The sequence below is a fragment of the Paenibacillus sp. FSL K6-4396 genome (genome assembly GCF_038002525.1).
Classification (GTDB): domain Bacteria; phylum Bacillota; class Bacilli; order Paenibacillales; family Paenibacillaceae; genus Paenibacillus; species Paenibacillus amylolyticus_B.
Genome location: NZ_JBBOCR010000001.1, coordinates 2796116 through 2816008 on the forward strand (window position 1 = coordinate 2796116; position 19893 = coordinate 2816008).

The following is a 19893-nucleotide window of genomic DNA, read 5'->3' on the forward strand; positions in this document are numbered from 1 at the left end:
GATCCTTGGGGGTATTTGTTATGCCCAGGCTGGGGATTACTCCATCATGTCCTTGGCTTCATGGTTCACCTTTTTACCTTTTAACAAGGGTTCCAGTTCATCTTGCACGCTCTGCTCCCAGAGTGGCACATCTGTGCGATAGGCGGCCCGTCCGTTCAGATGTCCGGCGACAGGAGCCGTAATGAATACAAACAGAATACCTAGCAACAAGCGGGCACTGATATAGTTATCGAAGTACCAGAAGTAGAAAAATGTAGCGCTTAGTACACAGAACACACCAAGTGTCATACTTTTGGTTGCGGCATGGGCACGTAGATATACATCAGGCAGACGGATAAGTCCGAATGCACTGAGTGCACTGAGTAGTGCACCGAGCAGTACGAGTAAACCTATAGCGGTTTCAGTGGTTACCTTAACGATCTCCATCATTTTTGAATACCGCCCCCCGTTCAATATAACGTGCAAATGCCACTGTACTTAGAAAAGCCAGAATGCCAATCAGCAAGATGATATCCAGATAGGCCTGGGTTTGCAACATCATCGACAGTACGGCAACGATAGCAATCACATTGATGCCAATGGTATCCAATGCTGTAATCCGATCAGCCATGGATGGTCCCCGAAGCACCCTGTACAAGCACCCTAGTATGGCTAAGGAGAGAATGAGCAATGAGATGAACAACAGTGAGGATAACATTAACGCGTCACCTCCATAATTGCTTTTTCGAATGTGTTTTGAATATTATCTCTCATTTTCTGTTCATCCTTGATATCCAGCGCGTGGATAAACAGTTTGCGTTGATTACCCGAGATCTCAAGTGGCAGAGAACCTGGTGTTAATGAAATAAGCAGACAGAGCAGGGTGACCTCCCAATCCGAGGACAATTGAGTTTTATACGTAAAAATACCGGGCCTTATGTCGAGCTTGGGCTTGATAATCTGGCGTATAACCTCAATGCTGGCTCGCACCAGTTCCTTGAACAGCAGTGCAATCAGTTTGAAGATGGCCCAGACTCGAACAATATAGAAGCGCTGGGGGAAGAATCTGCGCATCCCCCCGATGAGAAGCAGTCCGAGCAGGTAACCTATGAGAAAACCAACACCATTCCAGGCGTTGTTCAGAAACATCCATACAAAAGCAATAATAAGATTCAGTACAATCTGAAAGGCCATAGACATCTACTCCTTCAATACGGCATCAATATAAATATTGGGATGCAGTAGAATATCGCCTGCGCGGGAGGTCAATTGGAACATGCCTTCAGCCCCCACACCCATTACGATGATGAATACAAACAGAATTCCGGCAGGAATCAGCAGGCCGTTCACCGCGTAAGGGCGTCTTACAACCCCGGCAGGCGGTTCACCCCAGAACGCTTGTATGAAGATGCGCAGTACCGAATATAACATTAATAAGCTGGAGAGCACCGCAATGCCGGTCAGACCATACAAGCCTGCCTGCAAGCCACCTTCAAAGAGAAGCAACTTCCCCGGAAAACCACTGAATGGAGGCAAGCCCGCCAAGGCAAGTGCACTAATGAAAAACATCCAGCCGAGCAGCGGATAGCGATGGATCAGCCCGCCCATGTTGTCCAGTTTGGATGTTCCTGCAACAGCGATCAAGGCACCGCCGAGCAGGAAGAGCAATGTTTTGATCAACATGTCATGCAGCATGTAGAAGAGCAGACCTTCCAGCGCAGGGCGACTGGCTGAAGCCATACCAAAAGCGACAAAACCTACACCTGCGACCACGTTGTAGATGAGAATTTTGTTCACATCGCGGTAGGAGATCGCACCGATGACACCAAGGACCATCGTAGCACCAGCCATCCATCCGATCAGGGTATGGAAGAAATCAGGATCATGATAGAAGATCAGTGTGAATGTTCGCACAATCGCGTACAAGCCAACCTTGGTAAGCAATCCTGCGAACAATGCAGTGACGACGGCAGGTGGTGCCGCATAAGAGCCCGACAACCAGAAGAACAGGAACAGCCCGGCCTTGATGCTAAATACGATCAGAAAGAGAACAGCAATTAAGGTAATGACTCCGCTCTGTCCCACTTCAGCAATTTTGACGGACAAGTCTGCCATGTTCAGTGTGCCAGTTATGGAGTAGAGGAAGCCGATGGAAGCGACAAAAAGAGCTGAAGAAACGATGTTAATCAAGACATATTTAATCGTTTCCCGAAGCTGTCTTTCCGTACCACCCAATACAATCAGTGCATAGGAAGAGATGAGCATCAGTTCAAAGCAAACAAATAGGTTGAACAAATCTCCGGTTAGGAATGAACCGTTAACTCCTGCAATCAGAAAATGGAAGAACGGATAGAAGTGATGTTCTTCTCGCTCCTTGTTCACACTGCGGAATGCATAAAGCAGACAAGCCAGCGCAATGATGGAAGCAGCAACAACAAGCAAGGCAGACACCATGTCAGCTACTAGCACAATGCCATAGGGAGGTGCCCATCCGCCCATATTAAGCGTTAGTACTCCATTTTGAGTCACACGAGTAATGAGTATCGTCGAGACCGCTGCTGTAAACAAAAGTCCGATGACACTAATGATCCGTTGGATATTTGTCTTTCGGAAAAAGAGCAAAGCCAGAACACCTGTAACCAAAGGCAACAGAATTGGCAGAACGACGAGATTATTCATATGGGCGCCCCCTTACTTCTTCCATATCGTCTGTTTTTAACTTCAGATAAGAACGATAGGAGAGAACAAAGAAGAACGCAGTGAGTCCAAAATTAATTACAATTGAAGTTAGTATCAAAGCCTGAGGAAGAGGATCGACATAACGTTCAGCCATCTCCCCAAGCAGTGGTGGTGCCCCGGTTTTGAGACGTGACATGGTGATCAAGAGCAGATGCACGCCATGGGTTAGTATGGACATGCCAAGTACGATACGGAGCAGGCTCCGCGACAAGATTAAAAAGACGGCAACCGCAAACAGAATGCCAACGGCTACGCACATTAATATTTCCATATCAGCGATCCTCCCCGATCTGTAGAATGATGGTCATGGTGACACCCAGGACAGCGAGATACACGCCAAGATCAAACAGCATGGCCGTGGCGAGTTCTGTCTCTCCCAGCAAAGGAAGTTCGAAATAACCGAAGGTTTGGCTTAAGAATGGAACTCCGAATATAAATGAACCTGCACCTGTCAGTAACGCTATACCCAATCCGATCCCTGTTAGAACACGGAAGTCAACGGGTAACGCTTTGCGTATCGTATCTGTACTGAATGCCAGGGCAATCAATACGAGCGCCGCAGCTGTTACCAAGCCGCCGATGAAACCTCCGCCCGGATTGTGGTGTCCTGCAAAGAACAGGTGCATGGCAAATGTCAGAATGATGAACACAACGACCTTGGTGGTCGTTTGCAGCAATACATCATTACTCTGCAAGGGTACAGTATCCCAGGAGGATGAGCTCCGTTCCCGGTTACCATACTTTTTCGTATTGTCCGCTTCATCATCCAGAGCAGGTTCGGAATCCTGACTTTCGTCCTTCTTACGGAACTTCAAGCGAGCTCCCAGATCTTTTGCTTCGAGGTTCAGATTAATCATGGAGTAGATGGATAGTGAAGCAACGCCAAGCACCATAATCTCCAATAACGTATCGAAGCCACGGAAATCAACCAATAAGACGTTCACGACATTTTTACCACCCGCAGACTCATACGCTTCCTGAAGGAAAAAGGTAGAAATGCTGTCCAGTGATGCTGTTCCGCTTGCAGCTAGAGCTACAAAGGTCATCACAACTCCGACTGCAATCGCTACGATCATATTTACCGTGAGATAACTGCGGCTTGATTTGCCACGTTGCAATTCAGGCAGATGGTAGAAGCAAAGCAGGAACAATGCAACGGATACGGTCTCAACAATCATCTGTGTCAATGCCAGATCCGGCGCCCGGAAGAGTACAAACAGCAGGGTTACGATGTAACCAACCGCGCCCGTCATAATGACTGCCGACAGTCTGTTTTTGGCAAAAGGAATTGAAACCGCAGCACCGATGAGCGTGACTAGCAGAACGACCTCATAAAATGAGAAAGGTGCATTGCCCTGCAGATTCCAGGTGATATTCTCTCCTGAACGGAAGAAGGCATAGACCAACAAGGCGACCGTGAATGAAAAAATGTAAACCAGATAATTACGGACCGAGCCATTCATATAGGCTTCCGTCCATTTGCGTGCATAATGCTGGAGATTATCCAATACAACATGGTACATATTGTTAATGGTTAATCCTTGTGGATAGTGCTCATAAATATTCCTCCATCGTGGCAACAGCTTGTAGAGAGTGATTCCGAGAATCACAACTCCGATCGTCATAATCAGTTCCGGAGTCCATCCATGCCACAGGGAGAAATGTACATCGAAGCGCTCATTCCCATTCAAGAGGGATGGAAGCACAGCGGCCATGGCCGGTTCAATCAGTGATCCGGCCAGCAGATTCGGGAAGAGTCCGAATACAACGACAAGAACACCTAGAACAACGGGCGGAATGAGCATACCAGCGGGCGCTTCGTGCAGCTTCTCGGCAGGGATCTCGCTTTGGCTACGACCGAGGAATGTTTTGAACACGATAATAAGCGCATAGATCAGGGTAAACACACTTGCAAGCCAAGCGAATACCGGCAATAGAACACTCCAGGACCCAAGTCCAAAGATTCGCAGATGCGTGACTTCCACCATCGCCTGGAAGAATAGCTCCTTGCTCAGGAATCCGTTGAACGGCGGAATACCCGCCATGGCAAGTGAACCGATCAATGCCACGGTGAATGTAATTGGCATGAATGAAGCAAGTCCACCGAGCTTCCGAATGTCACGTGTACCCGTTTCATGATCAACAATCCCTACGACCATGAACAGAGCGGCCTTGAAGGTCGCATGATTAAACAGGTGAAGCAGCGCAGCGGTTATTGCCACGGTGTACATCGCAGAGGACTCGCCATATCCGAAGTAGAGAGCAGCAGATCCAACCCCTAACAGGGACATGATCAGACCAAGTTGAGAGATGGTCGAATAGGCGAGAATCGCTTTGAGATCGTTTTTTTTCACCGCCAGGAATGATCCATAACACAAAGTCAGAAGACCAACGCCAGTAACGAGCCAGAACCAGAGTCCCTGTCCACCGAAGATCGGTGTAAACCGGGCCACAACGTACAGTCCGGCCTTGACCATGGTGGCTGAGTGAAGATAGGCACTAACAGGTGTTGGAGCTTCCATGGCATCCGGCAACCAGATATGAAACGGGAACTGAGCTGACTTGGTGAAAGCTCCAATCAGGATCAAGATAAGTGCGGGTAGAAATAGTGCGCTTTCCTGAAACTGACCCAATCCTGCAATGGTTGCACGAATACTGAACGTTCCGGTAATGAGATACATCATCATGAATCCGGTAAGCATGGCGAAACCGCCAAATACCGTAATCAGGAATGATTTTTGTGCTCCTGAAGTCGAGGCTTTACGTTTGTAATGGAATGCAATCAACAGGAACGACGTAATACTGGTCAATTCCCAGAATCCGTAGAGCACGATCATATTATCAGACAACACCACGCCCAACATGGCTCCCATGAACATCAACAGATACAGGTAGAAACGGTTCAGCGCTTCTTTCATATCCATGTAGAAGATGGAGTAGAGAACAACGAGGACACCGATTCCGGTGATTAGCAGTGTCAACATGAGGCTCAGACCGTCCAGATAAAGGTTAAATCCAATGTCCAGTGAAGGAATCCACGGGATATTTCCGGCTACGGTATTGCGCTGTGACACAGCGGGTATGAGACTCGCAAAGTATACAAATAATAGTGCCGGGACAAGGAGAACCGGCCATCCCAAATGGTTTTTACGGAAGAAACGATGCAGCATGGCAAGAAGAATGCCAGCGGCAAAAGGCAGAATAACAGCAACATGAAGCAGGCTCAACATTACACCCCCAATGTTTAGTATTTCGATTACTCTCTCTGTGACATACAGGCGCATGATCCTTTGAAGGATATGCTTGCTCTCTATATTCATAACCCAAGTATGTATATACAGAATCGTGTCTATTCTTTGAATGGAAGAAACACGGTGAAGATTTCAGTATAATATTGTATGGGCATGTATAATAAAAAAACACACAAGTTCCGATAAATATGAAAACGATTAGGTGACATTCCGTGTACTCTTTACAGCATAGTTATGTTGAAAAGCAAGATGGTTTCACCGTGTAATGGAGGAAATAATGTCATTCAAAATTAGAACTGTGCTTACTGTCATCTTTGCTGTGTTATCCTTGCTGGTTACTCTGACGATTGGGTCTATTTTTAGCCAAAAGTCATTTGTTGCTGTAGAGACTGAGATTGGTCACTCGCTTACAGGCACGGCCTCACAGGCTTCGGACAAGCTGGATCGATTCATGTCCGCTCGCGCGGGTGAACTGGACCTGCTGGGTCAAATGGCTTCGTTGGAAGATGGATTTCAACCTGATGAGATTCAGATGCTGCTGGATCAGTTACAAGATAGCTTTCCCTCATTCTCATGGGTTGGATTCATGGACCCGAAGGGAAAAGTGTTAGCTGCCACGGATGGTATCTTGCTTGGGGAAAATTTATCAGAGCGACCTGTGTATCAGGAGGGAATCAAGGGTAAATTCATTGGAGATGTGCATAATGCAGTACTTCTTGCCAAGCTGCTTCCGAATCCAACGGAAGAGCCGTTGCAATTTGTTGATATCAGTTTTCCGCTGAAGGATAGCAAGGGACATATTCAGGGTGTGCTCGCTGCACATTTAAGTTGGGAATGGGCGAAGGAAGTCGAAGAGTCCGTGCTTGCCCCATTGAAAAGGGAAGAAAAAGACATTGAGTTCTTTATCGTAAGCAAAAAGGAACGTACAGTGCTGTTGGGGCCGAAGGAATGGATCGGTAAACCGTTGGCATTGCCCGGCATCGAAGAGGCCCAGCGCAACAAAAGCAGCTGGTCCATTGAAGAGTGGCCAGATGGTAAGGAATATGTGACAGGATTTGCCTACAGCCAGGGTCATCTGGATTATCCCGGATTAGGCTGGACCGTAGTCATTCGTCAAGTCAAGTCATCTGCTTTTGCTTCTGTGTTTGACCTGATGTGGTTTAATGTGTGGTCGGGACTCGCCGTTACCGTACTGTTTGCACTGATTGGCTGGTTTGTCTCACGTCTGATCTCTGCCCCACTTGTGCGTCTTACCAGAGTAGCCAATCGACTGCGTGCAGGGGAAGAGCTTGAAATTCCTGCGATTAAAGGGATTAAGGAGATTGAAGTGTTGTCCCGTTCGCTTCGGGATATGCTGACCTCTCTTATGAATAAAAACTCGGAGCTGGTCGTGATGCAGAATCTGGCGCATTTTGATCAGTTGACTAGTCTGCCGAATCGCACTGCCCTAGAAGTGTATCTGGAGGAGTCTCTGGAGACTGAAAGTGAAAATCACACGCTGACTTTTCTCTATCTGGATCTCGATGGATTCAAACGGGTCAACGATACACTTGGACATCAAACTGGAGATGTGCTACTACAGAAAGTGGCCCAGCGACTGTCTGCTCTTGGTCAGGAGAAGGGTATAACGGTCCGATTGGGCGGAGATGAATTCCTGATTGTACTTCAGTCTGTTGGAAGTCATCCGAGGGAAGAAGCCATGGCTTATGCAGAAGCCATCATTCAAAGTCTGAACAAGCCGTTTATTATCGAATACGAGCGAATTCGAATTGGATGTAGCATTGGAGGTGCTGAGTATCCAACCAACAGCGACAATCCAAGTGAGATTATCCGGATGGCGGACGAAGCTTTGTATGAGTCCAAACGTGCAGGCAAGAACAGAATGACATTTTATTCCGAGTTGAAGCAGGATCGTTAGCGTATAATAATATTAGCTCGGTTATCCCAATCACCTTTGTACGAATGTGGCTATAGACAAGGAGGGGTGAAATGTCTGGAAAATATACAACTGTACCTTATGGTTATGAGCCACCTGTGGCCAGCCGCAAAGGCACACTGACTTTTTATGACTCGTTTGAACATGTGACCGATGAGCAACTTGAACGCGCCGCTGCAAAGGCGGACACTCGTTCATTCATACAGCTTGTGCTGTATCCTTTACACGAGAGCACGTTTAAACGAATGAGCAAGGATACGATACAGGCATATTACAAAAGAGAAGACCGCCTGCATGATTGGCGTCGGGAACATCCAACTTCACGTATACGTGTGGAGGGGCTTGAGGGCAAGAGAAAGAAATATACACCTGTGGATAGCGCTCTGCGTCATATTACTGCGGAATATCCAGCCCCTCACTTTCTTTATTTGACGATAGAGATGGCAAATCTGTTTGCTTCATTTGATTCCTTCAAGGATTGGATCAAAGAGCTGCGTCTCATCATTGACGGATCGTCCGAATACCTGCATCCGATGCTGGAGCAAAATCGTCATCGCTGGGAATGGGCGGAATGAAAACATAGACGTATGAAGAAGATCGGCCTGCTGATCATATTCGACCCAAAAAAAGTTGTGTTGTACAGACCGGAATTCCGGTGTACAGCACAACTTTTTTATTTATATTTTCTCTACGAAGGACGAAGTCAGGTCAAGTGATGTTACGGTTTTATTTTTACCTGTTCGTTTGGCGGCATACAGACAGGTATCCACTTCCTCGAACAATTTGTCTTTGGTTAGATTAGGGCTGTAGCTTTTGAGACCGATACTTACGGTGATGGAAGCTCCTTCAAGTTCCAGATGGCCCATCAGGGCAATCTTCTGACGAATCTGTTCCACCAAGGCATAGGCCTGCTTGAAAGATTGCTCAAACATCAATAAGGCGAACTCTTCGCCTCCGTACCGTGCTGCAATATCACTTGAGGTAATGGTTTCCTGAATGATCAGGGACACTTTCTCCAGAATGATGTCTCCAACCCGATGACCATACGTATCATTAATGGATTTGAAGTCATCAATATCGATCAGGGCCAGATGCATACTCATGCCACTGTTGGCATACTCAAATGCTTTTTCATAATAATCCTTGAATGAGCTTTGATTATAAAGGTTGGTTAAACCGTCTGTTTTGGACTGTTTGGTCATAATGGCATTTCGCACAATAAGGTCCTGCTTGGCAAGCATGCTGGCCTGAAGATCATCAAGCACCTCAACGCCGCTGGTTACGATAACCTGTGCTACATATGTACCTAGGATTAGAAAAGCAGGAATGGATACCATGTCAAATGAAGACAGGTACAACCGGTAGGCCGGATCGAACAAAACCAGAAAGTAACCAGTCATCTGCATCAGAAAGACAATCCAGACTCTCTTTTTACTGAAGAACAGCACCGAAGCAAAGATGGGCAACAGACAGATTGCTAATATAATCCGAATGTCATAATTGACATGAATAATTGTCCAGGCGATAACCGTGCTGGCTATAGACATGGTGTAAAAGGAATATGAACTGAAGCGCCGATCAACCCAACTTGCGAACAAAATGCATGAACTGCTGACGGCCGTAGGCCAGAACAGGACATTCATCAAGAAATCTATCGGTGTACGATCATACTCCAGAAACAGGAAACAGCCAATCTGAATGGCGAAATGTGCAATGATGACTATCCAGTAGGCATGGAGCATTTTTTGAATCCATTTGGAATGTTTGAACTCGTACTCTGTTGGAATGTGGCTATTGTGCGTATGGAAACCTTTCATATATCACCGCTGACTGCATCATAATGGTACGACAGAATTACTCTCGTATAAGATAATTATAAATCACAATGAACAAAACGCAAATGTGTTTAACTGTTATGTGAGAACAAGACTCACATAATTTTCGAGTTATCACAAACTTTTTATGGAGGACAAACAAAACTCAACAATACACTCATAGACTATATACATGGCTCCGTTCCATATGTAGGAAATCATTGATGAAGGGGAGGTGATCTTCATTCCTCTTGTCGTTCGTTCAACCGTTAATGCTACGGGAGCAATTACATTTACAGGAAATACGCTTGGACTGAGTCGTTCAGAAACGGCGGGAGTACCCGGAACACAGGATAGTATTGGAGGTTTTACCACAACCAACACCAGCGTCCAATACGGCACCTACCCACTGGGGACCACAAGCTTGTATCAGAGTAACAGTTCCGCTGCTATCCTTGTTCTTCCTGCGGGAAGTACCGTTCTGTATGCGGAATTAATCTGGGGCGGAAGTTATATCAATGGAACTGTCAATCTGAGCTCAGCGATCAACAATCCGGTAACGTTCACTACCCCTGCAGGTTCATTCAGTGTTACACCTGACCCGGTGACTTACAATCAGTTTGATCTGGGTAACAACGCCGCAGGTTATGTACGTTCCGCCAATGTGACGACACTTGTACAAAATGGGGGAGCAGGTACATATATCACCGGAGCAGTGGTAGGGACTATAGTTATTACAAATGATTCCACGGCCAATCATGCGGGATGGACACTTGGCGTTATTTATCAGAATCCCAATCTCCCTTTTCGCAACATGTCTTTGCGTGCAGGCGGCGTACTTGTGCAATCCACTTCACCACCGGTCGTAACAACATTGACTGGATTCGCCACCCCCCTCTCCGGTGTACTCGGAGGAAGAGCGCTGTTCAGTGCCCAGGAAGGTGACGCGAACCGGACTGGAGATCAGGCATTATTCGGGCCAACCTCAGCTACATCGGTTGCTTTGTCCGGGCCCAATAATCTGGCTGCGAACTTTTTTGCATCCCAAATCAATGGGGATACGGGAGCGCTTAACACAACAGGGACTTTCGGAACACGAAACCAGACTAACGGGGCCCCAGGCACCAATATTATCGGTGGACGACAAGGCTGGGATATTACCAATGTGGATGTATCTGCGAGACTGATTAACAACCAGTCTTCTGCTGTGTTAACGCTGACGACCTCGGGGGATGCCTACATTGTCAATGCCAATGCGATTCAGGTGGATATCAATGCGCCCAAAATTACAGTGGCCAAGGCATCCGTTGCCTCCGGCGCGGTGGCGGGAGATAGTGTTCTCTATACTGTTACCGTCAGCAATGCAGGTACAGCCAGTGCGGCCAGCGTTGTGTTATCCGATTCACTGCCTGCAGGGCTTACCTTCATTCCAGGGAGTGTAACGGTCGCAGGGATACCCCGCCCAACACTCGATGTGACCGCAGGCATTCCGCTGGGTTCATTAAACCTGTCCAGCAGCATCGTAGTCACCTATCGTGCGCTCATTGGTCAGGATGCAAGCATATTGCAGCTGGTGAATTCAGCGAATGCCGCTTTTACATTTCAAAGTGTGGCAGGGGGGGCAGTGATTACGGGAGTTATTCCGTCCAATAACTCCACCCTTACTGTTTATTCGCCAAACCTGTCCGTTGTGAAATCGGCGAGTACCACCAATGCCACGGTGGGTGACCTGGTTACCTATACACTCCAAGTGAACAACGGAGGGAATGTTGCTGCCAACGTTACATTGAGGGATAACATACCAAGTGGTAGCTCATATGTAGCAGGCAGCTTTCGTCTGAATGGAAATGTGATTGCTGGTGCCAATCCGGTTACTGGCGTTAATCTGGGGAGCCTCGCGGCAGGAAGTGCCAATACCGTGACCTTTCAGGTGCTTGTAACAAGCTTGCCGACACCGCCGACTCTTGTGGATCAGGCTACGGCTTCTTATTCCTTTAATTCACCTGATGGTCGGACGATCACGGGAAACATCGCCTCGAATACCTTAACGATCCCGGTAACATTGCCCAATGTGACCACGGTAAAATCAGCATCCGTTACCGATGTTGCAGTCGGGGAGACCTTCACGTACACCATAGTTACTACCAACAGCGGTATTCAGGTGATTAACAATGTGGTACTTACAGATGCGCTCCCTGCTGGAACAACCTTTGTTTCTGGCAGTGCAACCGTAAGAGGAACTGTCGTACCGTCTGCGAATCCGAGCAGTGGCATCTCTATTGGGACATTGGCGGCCGGAAGTTCTGCAACGGTGACGTTTCAGGTGAATGTGCAGTCTCTTCCTGCTTCAGGTTCTTTAGTTAATCGAGCGGTAGTGTCCTATAGCTCTGGTTCGTTCACGGGCATTTCCAACTCCAATTCCATTACAACCCCTGTATACCAAGCCGTTGTCGGTATCAACAAGTCGGCAAGCCAAACCAATGCGACACTGGGGGATCAGATTGCATACACACTTGCAGTCACGAACAGTGGAAACATAGCGACTCAAGTGAATGTGACCGATACGATTCCAGCGGGGCTGACGTTTGTCCCGGATTCGGTAACCGTGAATGGTACTGCGCGTCCGGGAACCAGCCCCTTAACCGGTATAACGCTGGGCAGTCTCTCGCCAGGTGCTACGGCAACGGTCGTATTTCGCGCAACACTGAGTACACTTCCATCTCCGCCAACACTGGAGAATCAGGGTACCGCAACTTATACGTACCAGCTTCCCAGCGGACGGAATCTCTCAGGGTCAAGTCAATCCAATATCGTTCGAATACCTGCATCGGCCCCTAATATTTCGATTAGCAAAACGGTAAACACACCTGATGCGACTGTAGGTGACATCCTTACCTATACCGTTATTGCAACCAATGCCGGAATTAGTGCGGTCCAAAATCTGGTGATTTCGGATGCACCATCCGGCTCTGAATTTGTCCCGGGTAGTGTCACGATTAATGGATCTGCTGTTACAAGCGCAAGCCCCGTTGCGGGAATCGCAGTGGGTACATTGAATAGCTCAAGCAGTGTAACTGTGACCTATCAGACCCGGGTGAATTCTGTTCCATCCACAGGTTTGGTTAGTAACCGGGCCAATGCAGCATTTACATCAGGCAGTTTTAATGGTGTTTCTTCTTCCATATCGGTAAATACCCCCATATTTCTGCCAGTGGTTCAAGTGGTGAAGTCAGCAAGTACAACAAGTTTGACGGTAGGAGATACGTTTAATTACACCATCCAAATTAACAATACAGGTAATATAGCTGCAACGGTTACCTTGACAGATCCCATTCCAGCAGGAGCGGTATTCAGCACAAATAGTGTCATTATTAATGGCGTACCTACACCTGGGGTCAGCCCGGATGTAGGGATCAGTCTAGGAGAGATTGCTGCGGGCACAGGTGCAACGGTCACTTTTGTTGCGACGGTTACCAGTTTGCCAGATGCAAGGCAGTTAATTAATCAGGCGGTTGCTTCGTTTGCTTACACGCTTCCAAGTGGGAGAACGATTGCCGGATTCTCGTCATCCAACACCATCACTATTCCTGTCTCTCTACCCAATGTAACGATTGTCAACAGTGACAATGTAGAGTACGGCGTAGTCGGGGATGTCATTCGATACACGTCTGTTATTCGTAATAACGGCACAGTAGCCGTTAATAATGTGGTATATGTCAATCCTCTTCCTTCGAATACCCCATTTGTACCCGGAAGTGTCATTGTGAACGGGACTTCGTTCCCGCTCTCCAATCCGACCGCCGGCATTCCAATCGGTACGTTGGCTCCAGGAGCCGAGGTTACCGTAACTTTTGAGGTGACGATTACCATGCCGATTCCTTCGCAGATTAACAATCAGTCGACGGTCAGCTTCACATCCGGTTCATTTTCAGGGTCATCATCGTCCAATACCACTCAGACTCCGGTCATACAACCGCAGATTTCACTTGTCAAAACGGCAAATACCGTAAATGCGACCGTAGGTGATACGGTTGTATACACAGTAACGGTTAGCAACACAGGCAATCTGGAGGCAAATGTTACCCTGACAGATACCATTCCCGCTGCGACTACTTTAGTACCCAACAGTGTGGTTGTATCCGGTGTGCCACAGCCAGGAGCGACGCCAGCAGCAGGCATTCCGATAGGTATTGTAGCAGCGGGGGCGACAGCTGTTGTCACGTTTGCCGTTGTTGTGGATTCACTTCCATCTCCGCAGCAGCTTAGCAACTTTGCTACATCATCCTTTACATTTACACCTCCAGATGGGCGGACGTTGACTGGCTCAGCCACTTCGAATACACTCACGTTCCCGGTCTCGTCACCAAACGTCGCTGTTGTCAAAAGCACAGCTTCCACCGCGGCTACGGTAGGCGATACGGTGACCTATTCCATTCTAGTGACCAACAGCGGAATTGCACCGGTGAGCAATATTCAGTTTTCAGACCCGATTCCAGCTGGATCCTCCTTTGTTACAGGGAGTGTCACAGTGAATGGGGTTGCGCAACCCGGAGCCAATCCGGCAGGTGGGGTACCCCTTGGTACATTGGGGCCCGGAACGTCCGCGACGGTCACATTCAGTATCCGTGTCGACGCGATCCCGCCAAGTGATCAGTTGAGCAATCGCTCTACGGTCAGTTTTACCTCAGGTACATTCTCAAGCACAACCTTTTCAAATACTGTGGTCACTCCGGTGTACCAGCCTATTCTTTCAGCACAAAAAACAGCCAGTACACAAAATGCTACCGTTGGGGATACAGTCAGCTACACGATAACCGTGAACAATCAGGGAAACTTTGGAGCCCAGATTAACCTGACAGATAACCTTCCAGCCGGAACCATCCTTGTTCCAAATAGCGTTATTGTAAACGGTCAACCGCTGCCAGCAGGAAATCCAGCAACGGGCATCCCCGCAGGCAACGTGGCTCCCGGAGCTACGACCACCATTACCTTTTCAGTGGTTGTTGATACGCTGCCAAGTCCGCAACAACTGGTGAATCAGGCTTCTGTAGCTCTATCATATACATTGCCGGATGGGCGGAACATCACGGAGTCTGTTCTATCCAATGTGTTGACCATTACCGTATCGGCACCGGATGTCGATGTCGTCAAATCCACAACTTCAACGGCGGTATCAGTTGGTGATATCGTAACGTATAGCATCGCTGTAACCAATAACGGAATTGCAACGGTCAACAATGTGGTTTTCACGGATGCAGTGCCGACAAGTACCGTTCTTGCGCCAACTGGCGTGTTTGTTGATGGTGTTCTGCGCCCTGGTGCCAATCCTTCTACGGGAATAACGCTTGGTTCCATCGCACCTGGCGTTACGGTAACCGTTGTATTTAGTGTGCAGGTTACGGCGCTCCCGGCAAGTGCAGTGTTAAACAATCAGTCCACGGTCAGTTTTACATCAGGGGTTTTCTCAGCGACCACATTCTCCAATACGGTTACAACTCCGGTCTTTCAACCTATTCTGGCGGCAGTGAAAACGGGAGATCAGACGATAGCAACGGTAGGGGATACCGTTGTGTACAGCATCGCCATCTCCAATACCGGGAACTATGGGGCATCCGTCACGTTGACCGATACCATTCCGGCAGGAACAGAGCTTGTTCCAAATAGCGTTATTATTAACGGGGCTTCAGCACCAGGTGCAGATCCGGCTTCGGGTATTCCGCTTGGTGTCGTTTCCACAACAACTCTAGTTACCTTCTCCGTTGTGATTGTGACGTTACCTTTGAGCCAGTCCATCACCAATCAGGCTTCTGCTACATTTTCGTATACATTGCCTGATGGAAGAACACTTGGAGGCACGATTACGTCCAACGCACTCAACATTCAAGTATCTGCTCCGAATGTCAGCGTTGTGAAGACCACTCCGGTGAGTGATGCTGTGGTGGGCGATACGATCGTATACGAGATGGTTGTGACCAATGAAGGAATTGACCCGGTAAACAACATTGTGATCACCGATCCGATTAACCCAGCCACCACATTTGTTGCTGGCAGCGTCTTGGTAGATGGCGTTCCACGGGCCTTGGCAAACCCTGCGCTGGGCATAGCCCTTGGTAGTTTAGCCCCTGGAGCATCGATAGCGGTATCGTATGCAGTGCGGGTCAATACGCTTCCAACACCACCACAAGTGAGCAGTCAGTCTTCCGTAAGTTTCACATCGGGTGTTTTCTCGGGAGCAGCGTATTCCAATACGGTTGTAACACCAATCTATCAGCCGATTATTGCCGTAACCAAAACAGGGAGCACCTCCAATGCAACGATTGGTGACACCATCACCTATTCTTTTGCCATTAACAATAGCGGGAATCTGGATGCAAGTTTGACATTAACGGACAATATACCGAATGGAGCCGTACTGCTTCCCAACAGTGTTCTGATTGATGGTGTTCCACAGCCAGGTGCCAATCCGGAGACGGGTATCGTTGTGGGTTCCATACCGTCCGGAGGTACGGTTATTGTAACGGTTACCCTCGAAGTGACTGTAGATTCGTTGCCGCAGGATCAGCAACTCGTTAACCAGGCGGTGGCCAACTATACATTTAGTCCACCCGATGGCCGTCTGTTGACAGGGACGGTATCCTCCAATGTTCTGGTGATTCCGGTATCTGCACCAAATGTGACTGTTGTCAAAAGCACAAGTGCGGTTGATGCCGTTGTCGGCGATGTGATCACCTATACGGTTGTAGTAACCAATAGCGGCATTGAAGTGGTAAATAATGTGGTCATGGTTGACCCGGTACCTGTCGGTACAGTATTTGTGCCAGGAAGTGTTACGGTGGATGGTGTGCCAAGACCAACAGGGAATCCGAATACAGGTATCACACTTGGATCGATTGCTGCGGGTGCTTCCGTTACGGTTACATTCAGAGTAGAGGTTGTGGTGATATGAGCCAATCTTCCGGTCCGTTGTCCCACTGGCTAAAGAATCAGTCCCTGGTTCGATTCAGCTCGGGTGCGACTGAACTGGAACAGGTATCCTATTCGAATACGGTTGTAACACCGTGGATCGGCCCCAGGCTTGAAGTCAGAAAAGTCTGCAATGTCACGGAGGCTGCCTTGGGGCAGTCTCTTATCTACCATGTTGAAATTGTTAACACCGGAAATCTTCCGGCCCTAGTGTACCTATTGGATCAGCTATCTGCAGAGACGGCACTGCTTCCCAATAGTGTACTGCGTGATGGTATTCCGTTACCGGGAGCATCACCGGAGAGTGGATTGCCTCCAGCTGAAATCGAGCCCGGAGCCACGTTGCGATACCACTTCCAAGTTGTAATCTTACGTTTACCTGAGACACTGAAGCTGCTGAATCAGGCACAGGTTAACTATGAGTTTTTGACACCGGAAGGCAGAACGGTTACGGGTATGGAACAATCCAATATCGTGGAGGTCAATCTGGTCTCATCCCGGCTGGAGATCTCCTTTCAGGCGGATCACATCTATACCTTCTCAGGGGATATTGTCATGTACACCGTTATCGTGAGCAATCCGGGTTTTATTGCAGCCACGAATGCCCAAGTAACGATTTCTTTGCCACAGGGAATTGTTTTTATACCAGCGAGTGTCATCGTAGATGAAATGTTTGCGCCACAAGTAACGCCTGATACGGGCATACAACTTGGAGAGATTTTGCCCGGAAGCTCAATTCGGATACAATATCGGGTTCAGGTTATTGGGGGAAGCGATGCGAATGGAATATCAAGTGTAGCTGTACTGTCATATATCTCGGCAGGACAGCAGGAGACGCTTTACTCCAATCAGGTTACTCTGGAAGTGTTACAGCCACAGGTCTCTGTGGTGAAAAGTGTGCTCCCGGTAACGGCCACATTGGGTGATGCCGTCCAATATAATATTACCATCTCCAATGCAAGCAGTTATGCGGTGGATGGAACTCTCCTGGATGTACTGCGAACAGGTGTAACATTTGTCGAAGGCAGTCTGCGCTGGAATGGGGTTAAACGTCCCGGAACCAATCTGGCTAAAGGGCTTAATCTGGGGACGTTGACAGCCCGGTCGGTTCTGAATATTCAGTTCGAAGCGAAACTTCCAGATCGAGATGAATCGATGCCTGATGACTACAGGTATGTGAATCATGCTAGCCTGATGTATACATTTCGATTGCCAGATTCACGGTCAGTGCAGCGGATGATTACATCTAATGAAGCTGTGGTCGAATTGAAAGCGCCGATAATTCAGGCTTACGTTCAAGTGACACCCACATTGGTCGAGCAGGGAGGTACCGTCACTTTTCAGGTACGTGTGGGGAATACAGGCAATTTGCCGGCACGTGTACAACTTGGGAGCATTTTACCTGAGGGTGCCAGATGGCTTGGGCAAGCTACGGGTGAGATCCAATTGAGCTTACCAGAGTATTCCACACCACGGGTTCTGCATGTGGGCGTGATTGAGCCTGAAACGGAAAAGAACATCTCGTATGTAGCGAAGTTAGCTTCTGAGAAGACGGGGACGCTGCAAGGAGCCTTGATTGCTCGGTACACGTATGAATGGAATGGACAAAAACGGGCTGGCGAAACCCGATCGAATGAGTACAGCATCATTGTGGAGTATGGAGAAGAATAGGAGGTATCACGGTTAACGGTAACTTGCCTGAGGAATTTGCTTATTCTGGTTGCCATGAGATTACACGAACGTAAATGAATGGTATACTAATTGAATATGAACTCGGCAATCAACCCGTGGAATCGGGACGTCGGAGTAGAGGAGGCAGCCACATTGGCAAAAGCAAAAGTAGCAAAAAGACCTACACGGGATGAATTCGAACTTGAAGAGTTGGGAAATCAACTAGTTGAAGCTTTTCGGGAACGTTCGGAAGTACTGTTGACCGTATGGGGTAAGGAAGATCAGGTGCAAGGAGTCATCGTCAAAATGGACTCCCGTACACGACTTGTGCATGTAGAGTATACCGAAGAAGAGTTCACAGCGAAGGTGCCTTTTCTGGATATCATGCGTGTGCAATCTCCCCGGTACTGAACGAAAAAAAACAGCTTTTGAATAATTAGGGCATCCGCCCTGTCAAAGTCGTTCTTCCTGCATAAGATAACCCATACCTGTTGCAGAGGAGGTACGGTCAATGAGCGAAGTATTAGGTGGAGAAACAAGAGGCTACGGATACGGAGGTTTCACTTCTGTAGGTGCCATTCTGGTTCTGTTCATCCTGTTGGTTATCATCTCCAAAGCGTTCTTGGTATAATTGCATATCTCTAAAGAATGAAAGAAGCTCTGCCATTGCGGCAGAGCTTTTTTGTACGTTCAGTCCTTGGCGAATTTTGTAGAAAATCGGTGTAAGTCCTGCTGACGTTATGTTAGAATATAACCATCCCTAGAGAAAGAAAGAGGTGTTTTGATTATGAGCCAAACGTTAACAGAATCTTTAAATGAACAGATGAACTTTGAGTTTTATTCTGCTCATGTATATCTGGCTATGGCAGCCTATTGTTCCAGCAAAAGTCTGGATGGATTTGCGAACTTCTTCATCGTGCAAGCGGAAGAGGAGCGATTCCATGGCATGAAAATATACAAATTCCTGAATGATCGTGGACAACGTGCCACACTTGAGGCTTTGCCAGAACCGAAGAATGAATATGCTTCGATGCTGGATGTATTTGAGCATGGTTATGCTCATGAACAGCAAAACACGAAAAAATTCTACAATCTGGCTGACATCGCTCTGAATGAACGTGAACATGCAACGATGTATTTCCTGAAATGGTTCATTGATGAGCAGGTTGAAGAGGAAGCTTTGTTTGACAATATTATTCAGAAGCTGCGCCGCATTGAAAAAGACAGCAATGCCTTCTACATGCTGGATGCCGAGTTTGGCAAACGTTCGTTCACTGCTCCTGCTGAATAAATGCACGTAGGGACTCGATAAGATTCCAGCGTCAAAACACCATTTACATACAGCATGAGGTAATGATCCTGAAAGCAATGGGGGCAATCTCCTTGCAAGGGATGATGGTTTGATGCCATATGCTGATTGAAGACAAAGAAGCCTGCACTTGTGCAGGTTTTTTTGCATGCATAGATATTTAATGATTGTATTGATTTGCTTGAATTGGAGTAAAGGTCTATCAAAATTCTGAATGTGGGTAATAGAGGA

14 protein-coding genes are annotated in these 19893 nt (G+C 47.7%); 7 read left to right on the top strand and 7 right to left on the bottom strand.

Translation table 11 applies throughout. The annotated features are described in order from the left end of the window. Positions 1-36: 36 nt before the first annotated feature. From mnhG to MHB85_RS12830, 6 genes are read right to left on the bottom strand one after another with little or no spacing between them, the layout of a single operon-like run. Positions 37-429, bottom strand: coding sequence for a monovalent cation/H(+) antiporter subunit G (gene mnhG, locus MHB85_RS12805; RefSeq protein ID WP_074094788.1), 393 nt, complete (start codon positions 427-429; stop codon positions 37-39). Then, a complete protein-coding gene (locus MHB85_RS12810; protein ID WP_017688855.1) occupies positions 413-697 on the bottom strand; it encodes a Na(+)/H(+) antiporter subunit F1 in 285 nt (94 codons plus the stop codon). The genes mnhG and MHB85_RS12810 overlap by 17 nt, the downstream gene beginning before the upstream one ends. Then, a complete protein-coding gene (locus MHB85_RS12815; RefSeq protein ID WP_105598383.1) occupies positions 697-1173 on the bottom strand; it encodes a Na+/H+ antiporter subunit E in 477 nt (158 codons plus the stop codon). The genes MHB85_RS12810 and MHB85_RS12815 overlap by 1 nt, the downstream gene beginning before the upstream one ends. Before the next feature lie 6 nt (positions 1174-1179). Further along, positions 1180-2658: a Na+/H+ antiporter subunit D gene (locus MHB85_RS12820; RefSeq protein WP_341073029.1), complete on the bottom strand. Its 1479-nt coding sequence runs from the start codon at positions 2656-2658 to the stop codon at positions 1180-1182. After that, on the bottom strand, positions 2651-2989 hold the full coding sequence (locus tag MHB85_RS12825; protein WP_036670645.1) for a Na(+)/H(+) antiporter subunit C: 339 nt from the start codon (positions 2987-2989) through the stop codon (positions 2651-2653). Before MHB85_RS12825 ends, MHB85_RS12820 begins: the two co-directional genes overlap by 8 nt. 1 nt (position 2990) lies before the next feature. Beyond that, the gene (locus tag MHB85_RS12830) at positions 2991-5945 is read right to left on the bottom strand and encodes a Na+/H+ antiporter subunit A (RefSeq protein WP_105598477.1); all 2955 of its coding nucleotides are present in this window, start codon (positions 5943-5945) and stop codon (positions 2991-2993) included. 301 nt (positions 5946-6246) lie between these two features. Between MHB85_RS12830 and MHB85_RS12835 the strand changes: the two genes are divergently transcribed. Both MHB85_RS12835 and MHB85_RS12840 read left to right on the top strand, forming a co-directional pair. After that, positions 6247-7887, top strand: a complete 1641-nt coding sequence (locus MHB85_RS12835; RefSeq protein ID WP_192132056.1) for a sensor domain-containing diguanylate cyclase — start codon at positions 6247-6249, stop codon at positions 7885-7887. Positions 7888-7958: 71 nt separating this feature from the next. Further along, the gene (locus MHB85_RS12840) at positions 7959-8480 is read left to right on the top strand and encodes a hypothetical protein (RefSeq protein ID WP_192132059.1); all 522 of its coding nucleotides are present in this window, start codon (positions 7959-7961) and stop codon (positions 8478-8480) included. Between the two features lie 102 nt (positions 8481-8582). Here the strand turns inward: MHB85_RS12840 and MHB85_RS12845 are convergent, their stop codons facing one another. Next, a complete protein-coding gene (locus tag MHB85_RS12845; RefSeq protein WP_192132061.1) occupies positions 8583-9722 on the bottom strand; it encodes a GGDEF domain-containing protein in 1140 nt (379 codons plus the stop codon). A 232-nt stretch (positions 9723-9954) separates the two neighbouring features. Between MHB85_RS12845 and MHB85_RS12850 the strand changes: the two genes are divergently transcribed. The 5 genes from MHB85_RS12850 to MHB85_RS12870 all read left to right on the top strand — a co-directional run bounded on the left by MHB85_RS12850 (position 9955) and on the right by MHB85_RS12870 (position 19644). Continuing rightward, complete coding sequence (locus MHB85_RS12850; protein WP_105598388.1) at positions 9955-16665, top strand: DUF7507 domain-containing protein; 6711 nt, start codon at positions 9955-9957, stop codon at positions 16663-16665. After that, the gene (locus tag MHB85_RS12855; RefSeq protein WP_192132063.1) at positions 16662-18353 is read left to right on the top strand and encodes a DUF11 domain-containing protein; all 1692 of its coding nucleotides are present in this window, start codon (positions 16662-16664) and stop codon (positions 18351-18353) included. Before MHB85_RS12850 ends, MHB85_RS12855 begins: the two co-directional genes overlap by 4 nt. 153 nt (positions 18354-18506) lie before the next feature. Further along, the gene (locus MHB85_RS12860; protein WP_036608707.1) at positions 18507-18764 is read left to right on the top strand and encodes a YolD-like family protein; all 258 of its coding nucleotides are present in this window, start codon (positions 18507-18509) and stop codon (positions 18762-18764) included. Between the two features lie 100 nt (positions 18765-18864). Next, entirely contained in the window at positions 18865-18984 is a 120-nt protein-coding gene (locus MHB85_RS12865; RefSeq protein ID WP_017688846.1) for a hypothetical protein, read from the top strand. A gap of 156 nt (positions 18985-19140) precedes the next feature. Beyond that, positions 19141-19644 carry a ferritin gene (locus MHB85_RS12870; RefSeq protein ID WP_036608705.1) on the top strand — a complete coding sequence of 168 codons (504 nt, stop codon included), beginning with the start codon at positions 19141-19143 and terminating at the stop codon, positions 19642-19644. Positions 19645-19893 lie beyond the last annotated feature (249 nt).

Coding starts and splice junctions, on each gene's coding strand:
- mnhG (WP_074094788.1), bottom strand. CDS start 429: ATGATGGAGATCGTTAAGGTAACCACTGAAACCGCTATAGGTTTACTC.
- MHB85_RS12810 (WP_017688855.1), bottom strand. CDS start 697: ATGTTATCCTCACTGTTGTTCATCTCATTGCTCATTCTCTCCTTAGCC.
- MHB85_RS12815 (WP_105598383.1), bottom strand. CDS start 1,173: ATGGCCTTTCAGATTGTACTGAATCTTATTATTGCTTTTGTATGGATG.
- MHB85_RS12820 (WP_341073029.1), bottom strand. CDS start 2,658: ATGAATAATCTCGTCGTTCTGCCAATTCTGTTGCCTTTGGTTACAGGT.
- MHB85_RS12825 (WP_036670645.1), bottom strand. CDS start 2,989: ATGGAAATATTAATGTGCGTAGCCGTTGGCATTCTGTTTGCGGTTGCC.
- MHB85_RS12835 (WP_192132056.1), top strand. CDS start 6,247: ATGTCATTCAAAATTAGAACTGTGCTTACTGTCATCTTTGCTGTGTTA.
- MHB85_RS12840 (WP_192132059.1), top strand. CDS start 7,959: ATGTCTGGAAAATATACAACTGTACCTTATGGTTATGAGCCACCTGTG.
- MHB85_RS12845 (WP_192132061.1), bottom strand. CDS start 9,722: ATGAAAGGTTTCCATACGCACAATAGCCACATTCCAACAGAGTACGAG.
- MHB85_RS12855 (WP_192132063.1), top strand. CDS start 16,662: ATGAGCCAATCTTCCGGTCCGTTGTCCCACTGGCTAAAGAATCAGTCC.
- MHB85_RS12865 (WP_017688846.1), top strand. CDS start 18,865: ATGAGCGAAGTATTAGGTGGAGAAACAAGAGGCTACGGATACGGAGGT.
- MHB85_RS12870 (WP_036608705.1), top strand. CDS start 19,141: ATGAGCCAAACGTTAACAGAATCTTTAAATGAACAGATGAACTTTGAG.